This window comes from Rhodococcus maanshanensis NBRC 100610 (genome assembly GCF_001894865.1).
GTDB lineage: Bacteria > Actinomycetota > Actinomycetes > Mycobacteriales > Mycobacteriaceae > Rhodococcus_G > Rhodococcus_G maanshanensis.
Map to the genome: position 1 here is coordinate 107538 of NZ_BCXA01000006.1, position 18994 is coordinate 126531.

An 18994-nucleotide genomic window follows, 5' to 3' on the forward strand; every position below is an offset into this window, starting at 1 on the left:
GGGCCGTCCGATCACAGGACCACCGGCGGGCACCACATCGCGCCTGCACCGGCCATCAGCGCGGGAACCAGGGCGAGCAGGACACTCGCGGCGGCGAGCCGGGCCCGCGCGCGGCCCCGGTCCGGCGCGGGCAGCGACGCCGCCAGCCGACCGGCCCGGTCGAGGACGGCGACGGAGGTGGCACCCATCCCCTCGGCGGGAGCAGGACCCGACCCGGCAAGGGCGATCAGTCCGGCGAGAAGCGCGCTCCTACCGTGGATCCGGGTCGCCGCGTCGTCGGCGCACATCTCCAGCAGCCGCGAGACCTCGGCTGCCCCTGCGCTGAACAGGGCCACCCGCGGCAGCGTCTCGGCCAGCACCCGGAGCACCGCAACCAATTGCGGGTGATGCCCGTTCAGGTGGGCTCGCTCATGCGCGAGAACGGCGTCGAGTTCGTGTGCGCCGAGCGCTTCCAGGGCGGAACTGGTGACGATGATGACGCTCGGACGCCCGGGAACGCAGTAGGCCGCCCGTTCCCCTGCGTCCAGGACGAGGGCGTCGACCCCCCGGACGCGTCGCGCCACCAGCCGGGCGTCGCGCGCGTGTGCGTGGGTCCGTCTGCGCGTCGTGATCAGGCCGCGAACCAGCCGCCACCCCACGACGGCCGCCGCCGCGCTCGCGGACGCGAGCAGGCCGATCTGCACCCCGACGGCCACCCCGTCGCCGGCGAGCTCGCGCAACCACCGAAGGCAGGATCCGACGACCCCCGCGCCCGAGGCGGGGATCGCATGCGACAGTTCGACGGCCAGCAGTGCGGCCCCGGTGATCCACGACGCCAGCGCACCCGCGATGGCGGTCGTCCAGGCGGCGACCCCGAGCCGGGGGGCGTTGCCCCGGTGCGTGAGCCGGATCAGTAAAGAGGGCGCGAACACGGCGATCAGCACCGAGTACAGCAGCAGGAACGCCCCCATTCCCATCAGGCGCCCCCGGGATCGGCGAGGCGACGCAGCGCGTCCCGCAGCGTCGCCGATTCCTCTTCGCTCATCTGCTCAAGGAAATGCGTCAGGACGACATCGGATCGGCCGCCACCCTCGAAGGCCTCGCGCATCAGCCGCGCGGTGTGTTGCTCCCGCGTCAGCGTGGGCCAATAGGCGAAGGCCTTGCCTACGCGTTCACGCTCGAGCCAGCCCTTGCGGTGCAGGTTGTCCATCGTGGACATCACCGTGGTGTAGGCGATCTCGCGGTCCGCCAAGAGGTCGTCGAAGACCTCACGCACCGTCGTCGCCCCCTCGCGGCTCCACAGCCGATCCATCACGGCCGCCTCGAGCTCGCCGAACCCCCGCACCCGCACCGTTGTCCCCCTCTTCCATCCGCCGCCACGGGCGGAACGACCAATTCACCTACTACCTACGTACGTAAATAGTAGATTACCCTGACCCGGTCCGGCACGACCGTCGCCGGGCCCGGCAGCTCAGACGGAAGGCCACCAGATGCGCCCGACGAGTATTCGTGTCGCCCATCGACGATTCGCCCGGTCGACGGCCGGTGTCCTCGCCGCCGCCATCGCGGCGGCGCTGACCGCAGGGACCGCGGCCGCCGCAGCACCACGTCCGGATGGCGCAGACCCCTCACTCGTGGGGTTGGTCGCGGGCCTGCTGTCCTCGACACCCGACGAGGCGGCCGACACCCTCGTCGATCCCGCCCTGTGGCAGACGATCGCGAACATCACCAGCGACAGCCTGGAGAACGCGGAGGCGAACGGATCGCTCGCGGACCTCGTGTCGGCACAGCGTGGACTCTCCGAATGCCTGAGCCCCTACGGCGCCGCCGATGCGGAGCTTGCGGTCGCGGCCTGCTCGGACGAGTTCACGGCAATCGATCCGATGCTCATCGTTCGATTGCTCGCCGCCATCGATCTCGGTAAGACTGACGGCGAGCATCCGGGCCACCACGCGGGCACCGCAACGCTGCCGGACGAGAATCTCTCCGGCGAAACGGATTCGGAGCCGGCGGTGACCGAGGACGACACCGGGGGCCGGACGGGGAGCGACCCGTCGACCCGCCGCGTCGTGGCACCGACCGCGGGCAGTGTCACCTCGACCTTCGGAGACGGTCGCAGGCACGCGGGCATCGACATCGCGAACACGCTCGGATCGCCGATCGTCGCGGTCGCGGACGGCGAGGTGATCAGCGCGGGTCCGGCCAAGGGCTTCGGGCTGTGGGTCCGCATCCGGCACGACGACGGAACCGTGACCACCTACGGCCACAACAACGACAACACGGTGTCGGTCGGCCAGCGGGTCAGGGCCGGTCAGCGGATCGCGACGGTCGGCAATCGCGGCAACTCCACCGGTCCGCACCTGCATTTCGAGGTGGAATCGCCGTCCGGAGACACCGTCGATCCCCTGGAGTGGTTGACGGCGCGGGGCGCGTCGGTCCTCGGTCCGGAGGACTGATCGGGGCACTCGGGCGCGCGGCGATCACCGCGCGGTCACGACTTCTCCAGGTACTCGATCCGGTCGGCATCGATCGCGGCGGTCACCATCGACGCCAGGCCGGGATGCCGGGTCAGGTCCGGATCGGCGTCGATCACGGTGCGCGAGAACTCGCGCGCGGCGACGATCACGTCCTCGTGGTCGAGCAGCGAGAGCAGCCGGAGGGTGGTGGTGCTGCCGGACTGCGCGGCACCGAGGACGTCACCCTCGCGCCGCTGGGCGAGGTCGAGTTGGGCGAGCTCGAAGCCGTCGTTGGTGCCCGCAACGGCGGTCAGTCGTTCGAACGGCGGGGAGCCCGGGTTCGTGTCGGTGATGAGCAGGCACAGCCCCTGGTGGGCGCCGCGACCGACCCGGCCGCGGAGCTGATGGAGCTGGCTGACGCCGAAGCGGTCCGCGTCCTTGAGCACCATCACGGTGGCGTTCGGCACGTCGACGCCGACCTCGACGACGGTGGTGCACACCAGCACGTCGATCAGTCCCGCGGTGAAATCACGCATCACCGCGTCCTTCTCGTCCGCAGGCAACCTGCCGTGCAGCAGGCCGACCCGAAGATCCGACAGCGGGCCGAACCGCAGCTCCTCGAACAGCGCAAGCGCCGCGGTCGTCGGCTGCTCCTTCGCGTCCGGGGCGTCGTCACCCTCGCCGATCCGCGAGCACACCACATAGGCCTGCCTGCCGTCGGCGACCTCCTCGCGGATCCGTTCCCAGGCCCGGTCCACCCAGGCCGGCTGGGTCCGGGCAGGCACGACCTTGCTGACGATGGGCGACCGCCCGCCGGGCAGCTGCCGCAGCGTCGAGGTCTCCAGGTCGCCGAGCACGGTCATCGCGATCGTCCGGGGAATGGGCGTCGCCGTCATCACCAGCAGGTGTGGGCTGAGCCCCTCGCGCGCCCGGCCACGCAACTCGTCGCGCTGCTCGACGCCGAACCGGTGCTGCTCGTCGACCACCACCATGCCGAGGTTGAAGAACTCGACGCCGTCCTGGATGAGGGCGTGGGTGCCGATCACGATCCCGGCATCGCCGGTCACCGCCTCCAGCAACGCGGCGCGGCGGGCCGCCACCGACATCGACCCGGTCAGCAGGGTCACCCGCGTGGCCAGCTCGTCGGCACCGAGTTCGCCTGCCAGGGCGAGGCTTCCGAGCATCTGCCGCAGCGACCGGGCGTGCTGCGCGGCGAGCACCTCCGTCGGCGCCAGCAGCGCGCACTGGTAGCCGGCATCGATCACCTGCAGCATGGCGCGCAGCGCGACGACGGTCTTGCCCGAACCGACCTCACCCTGCAGCAACCGGTTCATCGGGTGTGCCCGGCCGAGGTCCGCGGAGATCTCTTCGGCGACCGCGTGCTGCCCCTCGGTCAGCGTGAAGGGCAACCGGGTCTCGAACGCGGCGGCGACGCCGTCGGGTTTCGGCGGGCATGCCGGCGCCACCCGTCCCGCCACCTCGTGGCTGCGCTGCGCGAGCACCAACTGCAGGGCGACCGCCTCGTCGAACCGGAGTCGCTCGCGGGCGCGGTCCACCTCGTCTTTCGTCTCCGGCAGGTGCACCGATCGCAGCGCCTCATCGAGACCGATCAGACCGTGCTCACGCCGAATCTCCTCGGGCAGCGGGTCCTGCACCTCGTCGAGTTGGTCGAGCACCTGGCGTATGCACCGCAGCAGGGTCCAGCTCTCGACCTCGCGGGTCGCCGGATACAGCGGGATGAGGTTCCGCTCGAAGATCGACATGTCGACGCCTGCGCCGGGATCCTGCGCGCTGCGCGCCATCCCGGCCAGCGCCCCACCGCCGCGGACCTTGCCCGCGGCGACCACCGAACCGTCGTCCTCGTCGCGGTTCGGCAGGATGAGATAGCTGGGATGCGTGAGGCCCAGCTTACCCCTGAAGTACTTCACATTTCCCGAGAACATCGCGCGCACACCGGGTTTGATGGCATGAGCCACCTTCTGCGGGTTGAAGAAGGTGGCGTCGACGCTCTGCTTGTCGGACGTCAGCACCACCTTGAGCATCTTCCCGCTGCGCGACTTCATCGAGACGATCGCGGCCGAGGTCACCGTCGCCAGGATCGTCAGGTGCGTCCCCTCAGGCGGTTCCTTCTCGCCGAGCTCCGCGCCCTGCGTCGCGTACCGGTGCGGATAGTGCCGCAGCAGGTCCTGCACGGTCTCGATCCCGAACGCCTCCGCCAGCGGCTCCGCGACCTTGCGTCCGAGCAGGTGATCGATCCGATCGGTCAGAGTTGCCATCACATACCGCCTATTCGACGCCGAGCTGCAGCAGGTCTCCCGACTGCCCGCCCTCGTAGATCAAGACCTCGATGCCAGGGTGGTGTGCCGCGACATGATCCGAGAGGAGGTCGGCGAAGCCCGCGGGCACCTCGGCCCCCAGCAACAACGTCAACAGTTCGCCGCCGACCCCGAGAACCTGGTCGATCAGGCGCCTGCCCGCCTCGGCCGGGTCGGGCGCGATCACCACGACCTCACGTCCGATCAGCCCGAGCCCGTCACCGGCCTCGCAGGTACCCATCAGGGTCAGCGCCCGCTCCGTGGCGACGCGCAGCGATCCCCAGCGCGTCGTCGCGGCCGCCTCCGACATCGCGAACACGTCGTCGACGGCGGCCCGGCCCGGGTCGTGCACGGCCAGGGCGGCGAGCCCCTGCACCATCGACGAGCTGGGCAGCAGCAGCACCTCGTGGCTCTCGTCGCGGGCGGCGACACCGATGGTCACCAGCTCCGGCGCCGAGAGCGCGCCGTTCGGGAGCACCAGCACCTCGCCGCTGTCGAGCGCACGGATCGCGTCGAGCAGCTGATCGGGGGTGACCGGTTCGTCGCAGCGGAGCACCGTCGCCCCCTCGCCTGCGAAGAGGTCGGCGGCGCCATCGCCCGCGACGATCGCGAGGACTCCGCGGTCGGCCGCGGCCGCCCGCCTGCGCACCCGCCCGGCGCGCGCCTCGTCGAGGACAAAGCAGGAGATCCGGATGTCGTGGGTGCGGCCGGCGGCCAGTCCGGCCTCGATCGCCGGGCCGGGATCCGAGCAGTGCACGTGCACCGACCAGGAACCCTCGCCGTCACCGACGATGATCACCGAATCGCCGAGCTCACCGAGCCGGGACCGCAACGTGTCCACCCGTCGCGAGTCGGACCCGGAGAGTAGATACATCACCTCGTAGTCCTGATCGCCCGGTTCGTCCGCGCAGGCAGACGGCTGCGCGACCACGACCGGGGTCGCAGGCGCGACCGGCGCGACCACGATGTCCTCACGCTCGGGCGTCGCCCCCGTGACCACGCCGACGAGCGCGTCGAGGATGACGAGCAGCCCGAGCCCACCGGCGTCGACCACCCCGGCCGCGCCGAGAACGGACAGTTGCGAGGGGGTGCGCGCGAGCGCCTCGGCGGCGGCATCGGCTGCCTCGACGGCCACCACGGCCAGCGCGGCGTCGTGCGGGCACGCGTCCGCCGCCGCGGCGGCGTGCCGGAGCACCGTCACGATCGTGCCCTCGACCGGGATGCTGATCGCCTCGGTCGCCAGCACGGCGGCCTCGTTCAGTGCGCCGCGCAGCAGTCGGCCGTCCAGCGGCTCGTCACCTGCGACCTCGGCGATCCCGCGCAGCACCTGGGACAGGATCACGCCGGAGTTGCCGCGCGCTCCCGCGACCGCACCCCTGGCCAGTGCCGCGGCCACCGCGCCAACCGAAGCGGCCCGGCCGACGACCTCCGCGCCTTCGGCGGCCGCGCGCATGGTGAAGAGGAGATTCGTGCCGGTGTCCGAGTCCGCAACCGGGAAGACATTGAGGCTGTTGATCTCCTCGCAGCGGGTGACGAGACCGTCCACACACCGCCGCGACCAACGCAGCAACGCCTCGCCGTCCACGCTGTCCAGGGCAATGAGCAAGTCGGTTCGTCCTCTCTGCCCTAGTGGGAACTGCTCGGCTCGGCCAGACTATCCTTCTCCACAGACGGTCCGCCCGGCTCCACGTGCGGGACAGGCCGGTTTGGTCAAACGACACGGATACGGCTACTCTTGCAGGGTTGCCTCGCAAGGGTCACTTCGGTGTCCCGTGTTCGTAGGCCAGCACCAAAGAAGATATCCGTACATCAATTCAAGGAGTTCGCGACTATGGCTGCCGTCTGCGACGTATGCGCCAAGGGGCCCGGCTTCGGTAAGTCGGTCTCGCACTCGCACCGGCGTACCAACCGTCGTTGGAACCCGAACATTCAGACTGTCCGGGCCCAGGTTGGTCCCGGTACCCGTCAGAAGCTCAACGTGTGCACCTCCTGCCTCAAGGCGGGCAAGGTCGTCCGCGGCTGACGCGTTCCACGCTTTCACGACTGTGCCCCGACACCTCAGGTGTCGGGGCACAGTCGTATTTACGGCCCGATATGGTTCATCGGTGACTTCACTCGACGGCCTCAGCCACGTCCGCCTCGAAGGCGACGTACTCCGAATCGCAATCGCCACTGCCGACAACGGCACCTCCCTCGACTTCGACGGGGTGAGCCAGGGCACCACGGCCCTGCAAGCCGTGGCGGCGGGCACCCTCGCCGCGCGCAGCGTTCTGCTGATCGGCGAGGGCGCCAACTTCTGCGCGGGCGGCAACGTCCGGGCCTTCGCCGCCGCGGAGAACCGGGGCGAGTTCGTCGACTACCTCGCGCGCACCCTGCACGACTTCGTCCGGGCGATCGACGCCGTCGAGGTCCCCGTGGTCGCGGCGGTCCAGGGCTGGGCGGCGGGCGCGGGAATGAGCCTGGTCTGCGCCTCCGACGTCTCCATCGGCGGCCCCTCCACCAAGCTCCGCCCGGCATACCCCTCGATCGGGTACACCCCCGACGGCGGCATGTCCTGGACGCTGCCCCGGATCGTCGGCATCGCCAAGGCCCGCGAGATCCTGCTCACCGACGCGATCATCGGCGGCGACGAGGCCGTCCGACTGGGCATCCTGAGCAGGCTGGTCGGCGACGACGAGATCCGCGAGGAGGCACTGCGGGTCGCCCGCACCCTCGCGGCCGGTCCGACCGCCGCGTACGCGGGCATCAAGCGCCTGCTCGCCCAGTCGGGTCAGCGTTCACTGTCCGAGCAACTGGACGCGGAGACCGCATCGATCTCGGCCGCGGCCGCGGGCCCGACCGGCCGCGAGGGCGTCGACGCCTTCGTCGAGAAGCGCCGCGCCGACTTCTCCGCCGGCCAGTAGCCGCACCGGCGCCTCCGACTTTCAGCGCGGGCGGCCCCGTTGTCGAACCGACGAGTTCGCAGCGTGCCGCCCGCGTCTGCGCCCAACGCGGACGTTGGGCTCTTCGCAGTCCGGTTGCGACTGTCCCCGCTAGTCGCCGAGATATCCGGTCTCAGGGTTGATCTGGCCGAGGAAGTCGCGGATCGCCTCGCGATGCTCGTCAACTGCTATCGGCTGAAGTCCGGACGGCGTGCCTGCACGATCTTGAATGCTGCGGTAGGCCACCTGTTGAAAGCTCGAGAATCCGTAACCTTTGTTCGGTCCGGATACCCATTCATAGTCGCAGGCCCCTGGTTCCTTCTGTCGCAGTCTCACAGTGAAGACCTCACCATCGACTGTTAGCGTAATCAGCCCATCGTTAGCGGTCGGGCGCTGGTCGCCTGGTGGCTCGCGGTTTTCGTCAGTATCTATGGTTCGCTCCTGTCATACGAGTGAAACTGGGCTCTGAACCCTCAAACCCTCATCGTCTCTTGACGGTCCGCGAGCGAGACCGCGTTCCCTTGCTTTCCTCGCCCCGAAAGCGACCTGCTGAACCGTCACAGCGACCAATCCAAGGGCCGCCATGGGAGCAGCGAAAAGCAGCGCAATCCAGTGCGAAGACCAGTTCGCCAGCCCAACGATCGATAGACCCACGAGTGCGGCGACCGCCAACCAGGAAACCCAATTCCGCATCGCTAGCGCCGCCACCACAGGTGGAGTCACCAGCAACAGTCCGAGGCAGATCAAGGGCCATACCCCCAGCACGTGAACAATCGAGGCATCGCATTGCAGTGAGGATCGGCCACCATCGAGGTACAGATCGCCGCTCTTCGAGCAGGACAACGACACGTCAGCGATCGGCAGAGTAGCGACCCACACGGCAAATCCCGACGCAACAACGGCTAAGGCACACCACACTGCCCTCGGTATCGACACGTCCGGAGCCTAGACCGGTGCGCGCCTAACAGCCGGTCACCGCCCGCCGCGATTCACAGTGTGCAGGCTGCCGAACGCGGACGAAACCGTTGCAGACATGTCCCAGGAATCAGCGGTGGTATGTCTTGCTGTGAACCGAGTAGCCGAAGGCATGGACCCTACCCACGGACTATCTGCCGACCGGATCCGCCGACGCGATGCACCGTCTTGTGTCGGACCCCGGCGGTAGAATTCGCACATGAGTTCGATCGATGGTATCGGGGTCTCGGATCAGGTGCACGTTCACCTGTCCGCGATCGCCGACGCCGTCGATGGACTGTGCGCGACCGATCTGACCGGGCTCCCCGACGGCGAGCTGACCGTCACCATGCGCCGGCTGGAAAGATCACTGCGCCGGGCGTCGACGGTCGGCCACAACCTGATCGTCGAAACCGCCGAACGTTCCCTGCCGGGCAAGCTCGGCCACAAAACCGTCAACAAGATGCTCGTCGAGGTGCTGCGGATCTCCGCGACCGACGCCTCCGCCCGGGTCACCGCGGCGAAATCGCTGGGCACCTGGCATTCGTTGTCCGGTCAGCCGCTTCCCGCGGATCTGCCCGAAACCGCTGCCGCGCAACGCGACGGCGCGATTGGCCCGGATCACGCCCGCGCGGTACGCGAGGTCATCCGCAAGATCCCACACGCGGTCAGCAGTTCCGACATCGCCGTCGCGGAACAAATCCTGGCGGACCTGGCGCGTTCGGCGACCCCGGAGGACGTGGAGAAGGCCGGGCACGACCTGCTCGCGCACCTGAACCCCGACGGCGACCTCACCGACGTGAAGGACCGCAAGCGACTGCGGGGGATCCGGTTCGGCCGCCAAGACCAGAACCTCATGACCCCGATCTCCGGTCACCTGGATCCGGAGACCCGGGCGTTGCTCGAACCGATCCTGGCGAAGTGGGCGCGGCCGGGAATGAACAACCCCGACGACCCCGAATCACCCACCGGCAACGCCGAACACCCACACGTCGACCGCGACCAACTTGCCGCCGCGGCGGGCCGCACCGCAACACAAAGAAACCACGACGCCGTCAAGGAAGCTCTACGCACGCTCCTCGGATCGGGGGTATTAGGTTCGCATCGCGGGCTGCCCGTCACGGCGATCATCACCATGACCCTCGACCAACTCGAGCACGCCACCGGCGTAGCCACGACCGCGTCCGGTGGCATCGTCCCCATCAAGGACGCCCTCAAGCTGGCCGAGCGGTCGCATCCGGTACTGGTGTTGTTCGACCACAACGGCAGGCCCCTGCACCTCGGGCGCTCGAAGCGTCTCGCCACCGCGGATCAACGACTGGCCCTGATCGCCGCCGATCGAGGATGCACCAGACCCGGCTGCGACGCCCCCGCCACGATGACCGCCGTCCACCACGTCCGAGACTGGTCCAAAGGCGGCACCACCGACATCGGCGGACTTGCCCTCGGCTGCGACGCCTGCCACGCCCTCATCCACGACGGACCCGGCGGCTGGCACACCCACACCGCCCCCGAGGGCACCGAATACGCCGGACGCACCGAGTGGATCCCACCGCCACACCTCGACCCCGACCAGACACCCCGCATCAACCACCGCCACCACCCACGTGAGCTCCTCGACCGCGCCCGACGAAGGGCGCAGGCGCGTCGGGAGGCTGACATACGGGAGTGGCGCGGCCATCACGGGCGACAGCCGCGTCCCCCGCGCGATGATAAGGGCGATGTCCCGTAACCGAACCGATACGCCGTCCAGAGAGTCACAGCAGCCTATTTGAGCTAACCGCAGCACGGCCTGGTGCTCGGCCATTGCCCAATCCTAGAAAGGATTGAGCACGAACACCTTCGGCAAATACCCGTAGAGTCGCACGAGCCCGATCGCAGCCACAGTTGGCGCAAACAAGACCGCAGGCGAGTGGACCGGCCTAGAACAGCGAGCCGCTGGGCAGCCGCCAGTCGACCGGCTTCTCCCCCAATTCGTCGAGGAGCAGGTTGGCTCGACTGAAGGGCCGCGACCCGAAGAATCCACGCCGGGCAGACAGCGGCGACGGGTGCGCAGACTCGATCACCGGCACATCGCCGAGCATCGGCTTCAGGGTGCCCGCGTCGCGACCCCACAGGATCGCCACCATCGCCTCGGGCCGGGCCACCAGCGCCCGGATGGCCTGCTCGGTCACGGCCTCCCAGCCCTTGCCCCGATGCGCGGCGGCCCGGCCGGACTCGACGGTGAGCACCCTGTTGAGCAGCAGCACCCCCTGCTCGGTCCACGGCGTCAGGTCGCCGGTATCGGGCGTCGGCAGGCCCAGATCCTCGGTGTACTCGGCGAAGATGTTGCCGAGGCTGCGCGGCACCGGACGCACATCGGGCGCCACCGAGAAGCTCAGTCCCACCGCATGGCCCGGCGTCGGGTAGGGATCCTGGCCCACGATCAGCACGCGGACGTCGCGAAACGGCTGCCGGAACGCCCGCAGCACGTTCTCCTGGGCCGGCAGGGTGTCGCGGCCCTGCGCGGCCTCGTCGCGCAGGAACCCCTGCATCGCCGAGATCTGCCCGGCGACCGGCGCCAGGGCCTGCGCCCAGCCCGCCTCCATCGACTCGTCGAGCGGTCGCTCCGGCATCAGTCGAGGCGCCGGAGCGCATCCCGGTAGAACGCGGCGTTCGCGGTATAGGTCTTCACGTTGATCTCCAGGTGACCCTCGGGCACCTCGTAGCCCTCGCGGATCTTCGCAGGCACGCCGAGCGCCATCCGGCGCGCGGGCACCTCGAACGAGAACGGGACGACGGCGCCTGCGCCGACGATCGCGCCGCTGCCGACCTTCGAACCGTTCAACACGACCGATCCGGACGCGATCAGGCAGTGGTCACCGATCGTCGCACCCTCGATGTGCGCGCTGTGCCCCACCACGCAGCCCGAGCCGATCACCGTCGGGTCGATCGGGGTGCAGTGGATGACGGTGCCGTCCTGGATGTTGGTGTCCGCGCCGATCGTGATGGTGCCGTAGTCGCCGCGCAGGACCGCCTGCGGCCACACCGAGGCGCCCGCGGCCAGCGTGACCGCGCCGATCACGACGGCGTCTGGGTGGACGTACGCGTCCGGATGGATGTCGGGCACGCGGTCGCCGAGGGCGTAGATAGGCATGCGGGCAATCTATCTAATCGAAACTCTGCCACCCGCCGCCGCCCGCCCAGGCACGGCCGTCGACCTGCACGCCGTCGCCGGCCAGGACCGACCCGATCCGGCGCCAGCCGGCGGGCAGCGCTGCATCGGCGGGAAAGGCCGCGGCAAGCGCGTGGTCCTCGCCGCCGGTGAGCACCCAGTCGAGCGCATCGGCCCCGAGCGCCGCCGCAGCGGCGGAGAGCTCGGGCCCCGGCTCGAGCAGCGCGCTGTCCAGGTCCATCGCGACACCCGAGGCACTGCACATGTGACCCAGATCCGCGATCAACCCGTCGGACACATCCGTCATCGCGGTGGCCCCTGCGCGCGCCGCCACCGGACCGCTCTCATAGGGAGGGACCGGAACCTTGTGCGCGGCAACCAGTTCCGGGAATCGATCCGATTCGGCGAGGAGCGCGGACAATCCCGCCGCGGACCAGCCGAGCCGACCGGCGACGGCCACCTGATCGTCGGGGCGCGCGCCCGATCGCAACACCGGCGCATGCCCGCCGAGATCTCCGAGCACCGTGATCGACACCACCAGCTGCTCCGCCTGCACCATGTCGCCGCCGATCACGCCCGCGCCGAATCCTGCCACCTCGGCCCAGATCCCGTCCGTCAACGCGTCGGTGACGGACACCGGGGTGCTCGGCGGGCACCCGATCGCCACCAGGAACGAGGTCGGCCAGGCCCCCATCGCGACGATGTCCGCGCCGTTCTGTGCGACCGCCTTGCGTCCGACCTGTTCGGGAGTCGACCAGTCCAGCCGGAAGTGCCTGCCCTCGACCAGCATGTCGGTCGATACGACCACCGAGCCGTCCGGCGCCCGCACCACCGCGGCATCGTCACCGGGACCGAGAAGCGTGCTCTCGGGTTGTGCTCGCCCCGCCACCGCACGGTCGATCACCGCGAACTCGCCGATGTCGGCGACCGTGCGCCCGGCATCGGTGCCGCGATCAGTCGATTCGATGACCCACCTCCGAGGAATGAGACCCGGTACCCTTTATCGGAGCCGGGAGTGACCCGACCGTGCAAGTGGCAGGCCAGGGCCACCGCGACTCTACCGAGGTCGCGGGCACTGCACCGAGAAGGGGCGTCAGCGATGCAAGCTTTCGTTCTGATCCAGACCGAGGTCGGCAAGGCCTTGCTCGTCGCCGAGGCGATCAGCCTGTTGCCAGGCGTTCTCGTCGCGGAGGACGTCCTCGGCCCGTACGACGTGGTGGTCCGGGTCGAGGCCGCGGACACGACCGAGCTGCCAGGCGTGGTGCAGCGGATTCAACGCGTCCCGGGAATCACCCGGACCCTCACATGTCAGGTTGCGGCACACTAGTAGCCGTGAACGACCCCGATCTCCCCGAGTCCGCAGACGCTCCCGATCCCGCAGAACCGCATCCCACCGCCCGGCGCAGTCCGGCACTGATCGCGGTCGCGGTCGCCCTCCCGGTCGCCCTGGTGGTCGGCGTGCTGGTCGCCGCCGTGATGGCCGGACGCGACCCCATCCGGGAACCTGTCGCGCTCGGCACCGTGCCCGCCCCCGCCGCCGAGTCCCCCGAGTGCGCCGCCCTGATCGAGGCACTGCCCGAGAACATCGGCGATTTCGAAAGGGCCGAACTGATGGATCCGGCCCCCGTTGGCGCGGCCGCCTGGCAGGCGGACGACCTCAAGGAGATCGTGCTGCGCTGCGGAGTGGACCGTCCGCTGGAGTTCAACGCGGCATCGGCGTTGCAGATGGTCGACGCGGTGCAGTGGTTCCAGGTGCCCGGCGAGGAGGGACTGGACGCCAGCACCTGGTTCGCGGTCGATCGTGGGGTCTACGTCGCGCTGACCGTGCCGGACGGATCGGGGCCGACCCCGTTGCAGGACGCCTCGAGCGCCATCACCGGCGCGCTGGAGCAGCGCCCGATCGACCCGGCGCCCCTGCCGAACCCCTGACCCGCGGCCGGCCTGCCGTCAGCGCAGGCCGGTCCCCCGGGCCAGCGCCGTCTCGACCAGAGTCGACACCAGGGTCCGGTAGTCGATCCCGGCCGCATCCCACATCCGTGGGTACATCGAGATCGAGGTGAATCCGGGCATCGTGTTGATCTCGTTGATCACCGGGCCGTCCTCGGTGATGAAGAAGTCGACCCGGGCGAGCCCCTGGCAGTCGAGCGCGGCGAAGGCCCGCACGGCGATCGCCCGGATCTCCTCGCTGATCGCGTCGTCGAGCTTGGCAGGCACGTCGAACTCACAGATGTCGTCGAGGTACTTGGTGTCGAAGTCATAGAAGGCCCCGTCGTCGCCCAAGAACTCCGGCATCCGGATCTCCGCCACGACACTGGATTTCACTGAGCCATCCGCGAATTCGAGCACACCGCACTCGACCTCGCGGCCGACGATGCCCGCCTCCACGATGACCTTCGGGTCATGGCTGCGGGCCAGCGCGATCGCCGCGTCGAGGTCATCCCAGGACGACACCCGGGAGATACCGATCGAGGACCCACCGCGGGCGGGCTTGACGAACACCGGAAGGCCGAGCCGCTCGCGATCCTCCCGAGACACGGTCGCCGTGCCTGCGCGCAGCACCACCTGCTGTCCGATCGGCAGCCCCTCGGCCGCGAGCAGCTTCTTGGTGAACTCCTTGTCCATGCCCGCCGCGCTGGCCAGCACGCCGGGACCGACGTAGGGCAGGCCCGCGAGCTCGAGCAGGCCCTGGATGGTGCCGTCCTCGCCGTAGGCGCCGTGCAGGACCGGGAACACCACGTCGACCGACGCGAGGACCGCTCCCGCCTCGTCGTTGCTCAGGGACACCAGCGCGCCCGAACGGGTCGGGTCGGCGGTCAGGGTCAGTGCGGTGCCCGCCGCGTCGACGGTGGGCAGCGAGCGGCCCGCGATGGTGAGGGCGTCGGGGTCCGTAGGGCCGAGCACCCACGCACCGTCAGGGGTGATGCCGATCGGCACCACCTCGTAGCGCTCGGGATCGAGGTTGCGAAGCACACTGCCAGCGGAAACACAGGAAACGGAGTGCTCACTGCTACGGCCACCGAAGACCACAGCCACCCTCGTACGCGGATTACTCACGTACCGAACCGTACCGTTGAACCAAGCGATCTGCCGCGTCAGGTCACCGCTGATCGGGACCGGTCGAACCCTGCGGGCATGCTCACTCGGGCTTGGTGCGCCGCCCCAGGAGCAGTCCGACCGCATCCGGGACCGACATGCCCTCGTGGCAGACCAGATGGACCGCCTCGGTGAGCGGCATCTCGACGTCGTGACTCGCCGCCAGCGCCCGCACCGAGGTGCAGGACTTTACGCCCTCGGCCACCTGCCCCTTCGTGGCCTGCTGCGCGCTCTCCATGGAGCCGCCCGCACCGAGATGGTGGCCGAAGGTCCGGTTCCGCGAGAGCGGCGAGGAGCAGGTCGCGACCAGGTCGCCGACGCCCGCCAGTCCGGCCAGCGTCGCCGGGTTCGCGCCGAGCGCCACCCCGAGCCTGATCATCTCCGCCAGCCCACGGGTGATGATGGTGGCGTTCGTGTTCTCCCCGAGACCGATCCCCGACGCCATTCCACAGGCAAGGGCGATCACGTTCTTGCATGCCCCGCCCACCTCGCAGCCGATCACATCAGGATTGGTATAAGGGCGGAAATACCCAGTGGCGCATGCTTTTTGAAGGTCCACTGCGCGAACGGAATCGGTGCACGCGATCACGGTGGCAGCGGGCTGTCCCGCAGCGATCTCCCTGGCCAGGTTCGGTCCCGACAGCACCGCAACCCGCGACGGATCCGCGCCTGTCACCTGGCTGATGACCTGGCTCATCCGCATCAATGTCCCGCTCTCGATGCCCTTCGCCAGGGACAACAGCGTCGAATCGGGCTCGATCGACGACGTCCAGGCGCCGAGGTTCTCGCGCAGCGACTGCGAGGGCACGGCCAGGACCACGATGTCGGCGCCCTCGAGCGCGAGGCGATGGTCACTGGTCGCCTTGAGCGACGGCGGCAACGTGATGCCCTCGAGGTAGAACGGATTCTGGTGATCCACCGAGATCGCCTCGGCCACTTCGGGTCTCCGCGCCCACATCGTGACGTCGGTGCCGGCATCGGCCAGAACCTTCGCGAACGCCGTCCCCCAGGATCCCGCCCCCAGTACCGCTGCCTTGCTCATGGAATGTCCTTCCCATCGCCACCCGCTGCCGCCGGGACCCAAGAGTAGACGGCCGCCGGGGCACCGCGGTCTGCTCGCCCGCGGCGGCGTGCTGGCAGGATTGCCGGTATGGACCAAGCGCATCACACGCCGCCCGCGGGGCAGGCGCACGTGTTGATCGCGGTCAAGGAGCTCGGCCGGGCAAAGAGCAGGCTGGCCGCCCGGCTCGGGCCGCAGGAGCGGACCGCGCTCGTGCTGGCCATGCTGCGCGACACCCTGACGGCGGCCGCGACCGCGACGGGAATCGCCGAGATCACGGTCATCACCCCGGACCCGTCGGTGGCCCGCGTGGCACGCGAGTGCGGGGCCGGGCACTACGCCGATCCCGCAGGCGAGGGTGAAGATCGCCTCAACGCCGTCCTGCGCGCCGCCGCCGCGCACCTGCGATCGACCCACGGTCGCGGACCGATCGTGGCACTGCAGGGCGATCTGCCCTGCCTGCGCCCCGACGAGCTGTCTGAGGCGCTGGCCGCGGGCACGGGGACACCACGCTCGTTCGTGGTCGACCATCACGGCACCGGGACCGCCGCGCTGATCGTCGGGGATCCGGAGGCCGACCTCGATCCCGGGTTCGGCCCGGACTCCGCGCGGCGCCACCGCCTTTCCGGGGCCGCTGAACTGACCGGCGATTGGCCGGGGCTGCGACTCGACGTCGACACCGCGGCCGACCTCGACGCCGCGGTGATGCTGGGGCCAGGCCGGTCGACCGCCGCGGAGCTCGACCGGATCGGCTGGCCCGGTGTGGTCGGGACCGCCAGGCGAGTTCGCCGAATATAAATGCGCATCGATTGTCGCCCGCTCGCGATCTGGGGGATGATCTACGCGTGAGTAACGGTGAGGTACGCGGACAGGACGCCGGGCAGCAGACGGCGTCGGGCACCGGCGAGCGCGAGTGGAGCGCACCGATCGTCAATCACCTTCCGGTGATCCCGACCGCGCCACCTGCCGCCACCCCGGTGGTGGTCGACGGTTCGGTCATCCCGCTGCCCGCGGATCGGTACCTCAACCGCGAACTGAGCTGGCTCGACTTCAACTCCCGGGTGCTCAGCCTCGCCGAGGATCCGTCGATTCCGCTGCTCGAGCGCGCCAAGTTCCTGGCGATCTTCGCCTCGAACCTCGACGAGTTCTACATGGTCCGGGTCGCGGGCCTCAAGCGCCGGGACGAGACCGGGCTCTCGGTCCGTTCCGCCGACGGCCTGAGCCCGCGCGAACAGTTGGCGCTGATCAACCGGCGTACCCAGGAGATCGCGGAGAAGCACGCCAGGACCTTCCTGGACAAGGTCCAGCCCCAGCTCGCCGAGGAGGGCATCTCCATCATCGGCTGGGCCGACCTCGATGCCGACGAGGAGGAGCGCCTGTCCGCGCACTTCCGCGAGCAGGTGTTCCCCGTGCTGACCCCCCTCGCGGTCGACCCGGCCCACCCGTTCCCCTACATCAGCGGCCTGAGCCTGAACCTCGCGGTGACCGTGAAGGATTCGTCGACCGGCGGCGAGCACTTCGCGAGGGTGAAGGTGCCCGACAACGTCGACCGGTTCGTCCGCGTCAACCGCACCGATTCGCCCGCGACGACCCCGGCCTTCCTGCCCATGGAGGCGCTCATCGCGGCGCACCTGAACGCGCTGTTCCCCGGCATGGAGATCGTCGAGCACCACGCGTTCCGGATCACCCGCAACGCAGACTTCGAGGTCGAGGAGGACCGCGACGAGGATCTGCTGCAGGCTCTCGAGCGCGAGCTGGCCCGCAGGCGGTTCGGGTCGCCGGTGCGGCTCGAGGTCGCGGACGACATGACCGAGCACATGCTCGAACTGCTGCTGCGCGAGCTCGACGTGGATCCGGGCGACGTGATCCAGGTCCCCGGCCTGCTCGACCTGTCCTGCCTGTGGCAGGTCTACGGCGTCGACCGCGCCAATCTCAAGGACGCTCCCTTCGTGCCTGCGACCCATCCGGCATTCGGAGAGCGGGAGACCCCGAAGAGCGTGTTCTCGACGCTGCGCGACGGTGACGTCCTCGTGCACCACCCCTACGACTCGTTCTCGACCAGCGTGCAGCGGTTCATCGAGCAGGCGGCCGCCGATCCCCATGTGCTGGCGATCAAGCAGACGCTGTACCGCACCTCGGGCGACTCCCCGATCGTCAACGCGCTGATCGACGCCGCCGAGGCGGGCAAGCAGGTGGTGGCGCTCGTCGAGATCAAGGCGCGGTTCGACGAGCAGGCGAACATCAAGTGGGCGCGCAAGCTCGAACAGGCGGGCGTGCACGTGGTGTACGGACTGGTCGGCCTCAAGACCCATTGCAAGACTTGCCTGGTCGTGCGCCGGGAGGGCTCGGCCATCCGCCGGTACTGCCACATCGGCACCGGGAACTACAACCCGAAGACGGCCCGGCTGTACGAGGACGTCGGCCTGCTCACCGCCGCGCCGGAGATCGGCGCCGACCTCACGGACCTGTTCAACTCGCTGACCGGATACTCGCGCAAGGCGCAGTACCGGAACCTGCTGGTCGCCCCCTACGGGGTCCGCGACGGCATCATCAAGCGAATCGACGCGGAGGTCGCGCGCCAGCTCGAGGGCAAGTCCGCAGGCGTCCGGCTCAAGGCCAACGCCCTTGTGGACGAGCAGGTGATCGACGCGCTCTATCGTGCCTCGCAGGCAGGCGTCCCCGTGCAGGTGGTGGTCCGCGGTATCTGCGCGCTCAAGCCGGGCGTGCCAGGTCTGAGCGAGAACATCGAGGTCCGTTCGATTCTCGGGCGGTTCCTCGAGCATTCACGCATCCTGCATTTCGTCGGTGCGGAGGAATTCTGGATCGGTAGCGCGGACATGATGCACCGCAACCTCGACCGGCGGGTGGAGGTGATGGCCCAGGTGAAGGATCCCCGGCTGGCCCGCCAGCTCGGCGACATCTTCGACTCCGCTCTCGACCCGACCACCCGGTGCTGGGTACTCCAGTCCGACGGGCACTGGGCGGCCTCGCCCGCCCGGGGCGAAAGCGTCCGTGAGCACCAGCAGGAGCTGATGCGCGGCCGCCGTGCGATCGGCTCGTAG

Annotated in this window: 18 protein-coding genes; 8 read left to right on the top strand and 10 right to left on the bottom strand. The window is 69.5% G+C overall.

Annotated features, from left to right (window positions below; genetic code table 11):
• Positions 1-11: 11 nt before the first annotated feature.
• Positions 12-956 carry a M56 family metallopeptidase gene (locus tag RM1_RS04235; RefSeq protein WP_072750137.1) on the bottom strand — a complete coding sequence of 315 codons (945 nt, stop codon included), beginning with the start codon at positions 954-956 and terminating at the stop codon, positions 12-14.
• Positions 956-1330, bottom strand: coding sequence for a BlaI/MecI/CopY family transcriptional regulator (locus RM1_RS04240; RefSeq protein WP_027499238.1), 375 nt, complete (start codon positions 1328-1330; stop codon positions 956-958). Before RM1_RS04240 ends, RM1_RS04235 begins: the two co-directional genes overlap by 1 nt.
• 139 nt (positions 1331-1469) lie before the next feature.
• Between RM1_RS04240 and RM1_RS04245 the strand changes: the two genes are divergently transcribed.
• Positions 1470-2435 carry a M23 family metallopeptidase gene (locus RM1_RS04245; RefSeq protein WP_072750138.1) on the top strand — a complete coding sequence of 322 codons (966 nt, stop codon included), beginning with the start codon at positions 1470-1472 and terminating at the stop codon, positions 2433-2435.
• Between the two features lie 35 nt (positions 2436-2470).
• Here the strand turns inward: RM1_RS04245 and recG are convergent, their stop codons facing one another.
• Positions 2471-4711: an ATP-dependent DNA helicase RecG gene (gene recG / locus RM1_RS04250; protein WP_072750139.1), complete on the bottom strand. Its 2241-nt coding sequence runs from the start codon at positions 4709-4711 to the stop codon at positions 2471-2473.
• A 10-nt stretch (positions 4712-4721) separates the two neighbouring features.
• Positions 4722-6356 carry a DAK2 domain-containing protein gene (locus RM1_RS04255; protein ID WP_072750140.1) on the bottom strand — a complete coding sequence of 545 codons (1635 nt, stop codon included), beginning with the start codon at positions 6354-6356 and terminating at the stop codon, positions 4722-4724.
• Positions 6357-6581: 225 nt separating this feature from the next.
• Here RM1_RS04255 and rpmB point away from each other — a divergent pair, with 225 nt between their 5' ends.
• Both rpmB and RM1_RS04265 read left to right on the top strand, forming a co-directional pair.
• Entirely contained in the window at positions 6582-6773 is a 192-nt protein-coding gene (gene rpmB / locus RM1_RS04260; protein WP_072750141.1) for a 50S ribosomal protein L28, read from the top strand.
• 82 nt (positions 6774-6855) lie between these two features.
• A complete protein-coding gene (locus RM1_RS04265; RefSeq protein WP_072750142.1) occupies positions 6856-7653 on the top strand; it encodes an enoyl-CoA hydratase-related protein in 798 nt (265 codons plus the stop codon).
• Positions 7654-7782: 129 nt separating this feature from the next.
• Here RM1_RS04265 and RM1_RS26995 read toward each other — a convergent pair whose 3' ends face one another.
• The gene (locus RM1_RS26995; protein WP_281252124.1) at positions 7783-7917 is read right to left on the bottom strand and encodes a hypothetical protein; all 135 of its coding nucleotides are present in this window, start codon (positions 7915-7917) and stop codon (positions 7783-7785) included.
• 928 nt (positions 7918-8845) lie between these two features.
• On the opposite strand from RM1_RS26995, the gene RM1_RS04275 reads away from it, so the two are divergent.
• Positions 8846-10357, top strand: coding sequence for an HNH endonuclease signature motif containing protein (locus RM1_RS04275; RefSeq protein WP_072750144.1), 1512 nt, complete (start codon positions 8846-8848; stop codon positions 10355-10357).
• A 190-nt stretch (positions 10358-10547) separates the two neighbouring features.
• Here the strand turns inward: RM1_RS04275 and RM1_RS04280 are convergent, their stop codons facing one another.
• The 3 genes from RM1_RS04280 to RM1_RS04290 are packed head-to-tail and all read right to left on the bottom strand — an operon-like array spanning position 10548 to position 12746.
• On the bottom strand, positions 10548-11240 hold the full coding sequence (locus tag RM1_RS04280; protein ID WP_072750145.1) for a uracil-DNA glycosylase: 693 nt from the start codon (positions 11238-11240) through the stop codon (positions 10548-10550).
• Complete coding sequence (locus tag RM1_RS04285) at positions 11240-11761, bottom strand: gamma carbonic anhydrase family protein (protein WP_072750146.1); 522 nt, start codon at positions 11759-11761, stop codon at positions 11240-11242. Before RM1_RS04285 ends, RM1_RS04280 begins: the two co-directional genes overlap by 1 nt.
• A 13-nt stretch (positions 11762-11774) precedes the next feature.
• Entirely contained in the window at positions 11775-12746 is a 972-nt protein-coding gene (locus RM1_RS04290; protein ID WP_083576519.1) for a thiamine-phosphate kinase, read from the bottom strand.
• A gap of 132 nt (positions 12747-12878) precedes the next feature.
• On the opposite strand from RM1_RS04290, the gene RM1_RS04295 reads away from it, so the two are divergent.
• Entirely contained in the window at positions 12879-13106 is a 228-nt protein-coding gene (locus tag RM1_RS04295) for an Lrp/AsnC ligand binding domain-containing protein (protein ID WP_072750148.1), read from the top strand.
• The gene (locus RM1_RS04300) at positions 13085-13708 is read left to right on the top strand and encodes a DUF3515 domain-containing protein (RefSeq protein WP_083576520.1); all 624 of its coding nucleotides are present in this window, start codon (positions 13085-13087) and stop codon (positions 13706-13708) included. Before RM1_RS04295 ends, RM1_RS04300 begins: the two co-directional genes overlap by 22 nt.
• An 18-nt stretch (positions 13709-13726) precedes the next feature.
• On the opposite strand, the gene RM1_RS04305 is transcribed toward RM1_RS04300, so the two are convergent.
• A complete protein-coding gene (locus RM1_RS04305; RefSeq protein WP_072750189.1) occupies positions 13727-14833 on the bottom strand; it encodes a D-alanine--D-alanine ligase family protein in 1107 nt (368 codons plus the stop codon).
• 82 nt (positions 14834-14915) lie between these two features.
• Positions 14916-15914, bottom strand: a complete 999-nt coding sequence (locus RM1_RS04310; RefSeq protein ID WP_072750150.1) for an NAD(P)H-dependent glycerol-3-phosphate dehydrogenase — start codon at positions 15912-15914, stop codon at positions 14916-14918.
• A gap of 108 nt (positions 15915-16022) precedes the next feature.
• On the opposite strand from RM1_RS04310, the gene cofC reads away from it, so the two are divergent.
• On the top strand, positions 16023-16730 hold the full coding sequence (gene cofC, locus RM1_RS04315) for a 2-phospho-L-lactate guanylyltransferase (protein ID WP_072750151.1): 708 nt from the start codon (positions 16023-16025) through the stop codon (positions 16728-16730).
• Positions 16731-16858: 128 nt separating this feature from the next.
• Positions 16859-18994 carry an RNA degradosome polyphosphate kinase gene (locus RM1_RS04320; protein ID WP_425528667.1) on the top strand — a complete coding sequence of 712 codons (2136 nt, stop codon included), beginning with the start codon at positions 16859-16861 and terminating at the stop codon, positions 18992-18994.

What these genes read in the sequence shown, in the direction of transcription:
- RM1_RS04235 (WP_072750137.1), bottom strand. Translation starts at nt 956, where the DNA reads ATGGGAATGGGGGCGTTCCTGCTGCTGTACTCGGTGCTGATCGCCGTG.
- RM1_RS04245 (WP_072750138.1), top strand. Translation starts at nt 1,470, where the DNA reads ATGCGCCCGACGAGTATTCGTGTCGCCCATCGACGATTCGCCCGGTCG.
- recG (WP_072750139.1), bottom strand. Translation starts at nt 4,711, where the DNA reads ATGGCAACTCTGACCGATCGGATCGATCACCTGCTCGGACGCAAGGTC.
- rpmB (WP_072750141.1), top strand. Translation starts at nt 6,582, where the DNA reads ATGGCTGCCGTCTGCGACGTATGCGCCAAGGGGCCCGGCTTCGGTAAG.
- RM1_RS04275 (WP_072750144.1), top strand. Translation starts at nt 8,846, where the DNA reads ATGAGTTCGATCGATGGTATCGGGGTCTCGGATCAGGTGCACGTTCAC.
- RM1_RS04280 (WP_072750145.1), bottom strand. Translation starts at nt 11,240, where the DNA reads ATGCCGGAGCGACCGCTCGACGAGTCGATGGAGGCGGGCTGGGCGCAG.
- RM1_RS04285 (WP_072750146.1), bottom strand. Translation starts at nt 11,761, where the DNA reads ATGCCTATCTACGCCCTCGGCGACCGCGTGCCCGACATCCATCCGGAC.
- RM1_RS04295 (WP_072750148.1), top strand. Translation starts at nt 12,879, where the DNA reads ATGCAAGCTTTCGTTCTGATCCAGACCGAGGTCGGCAAGGCCTTGCTC.
- RM1_RS04300 (WP_083576520.1), top strand. Translation starts at nt 13,085, where the DNA reads ATGTCAGGTTGCGGCACACTAGTAGCCGTGAACGACCCCGATCTCCCC.
- RM1_RS04310 (WP_072750150.1), bottom strand. Translation starts at nt 15,914, where the DNA reads ATGAGCAAGGCAGCGGTACTGGGGGCGGGATCCTGGGGGACGGCGTTC.
- cofC (WP_072750151.1), top strand. Translation starts at nt 16,023, where the DNA reads ATGGACCAAGCGCATCACACGCCGCCCGCGGGGCAGGCGCACGTGTTG.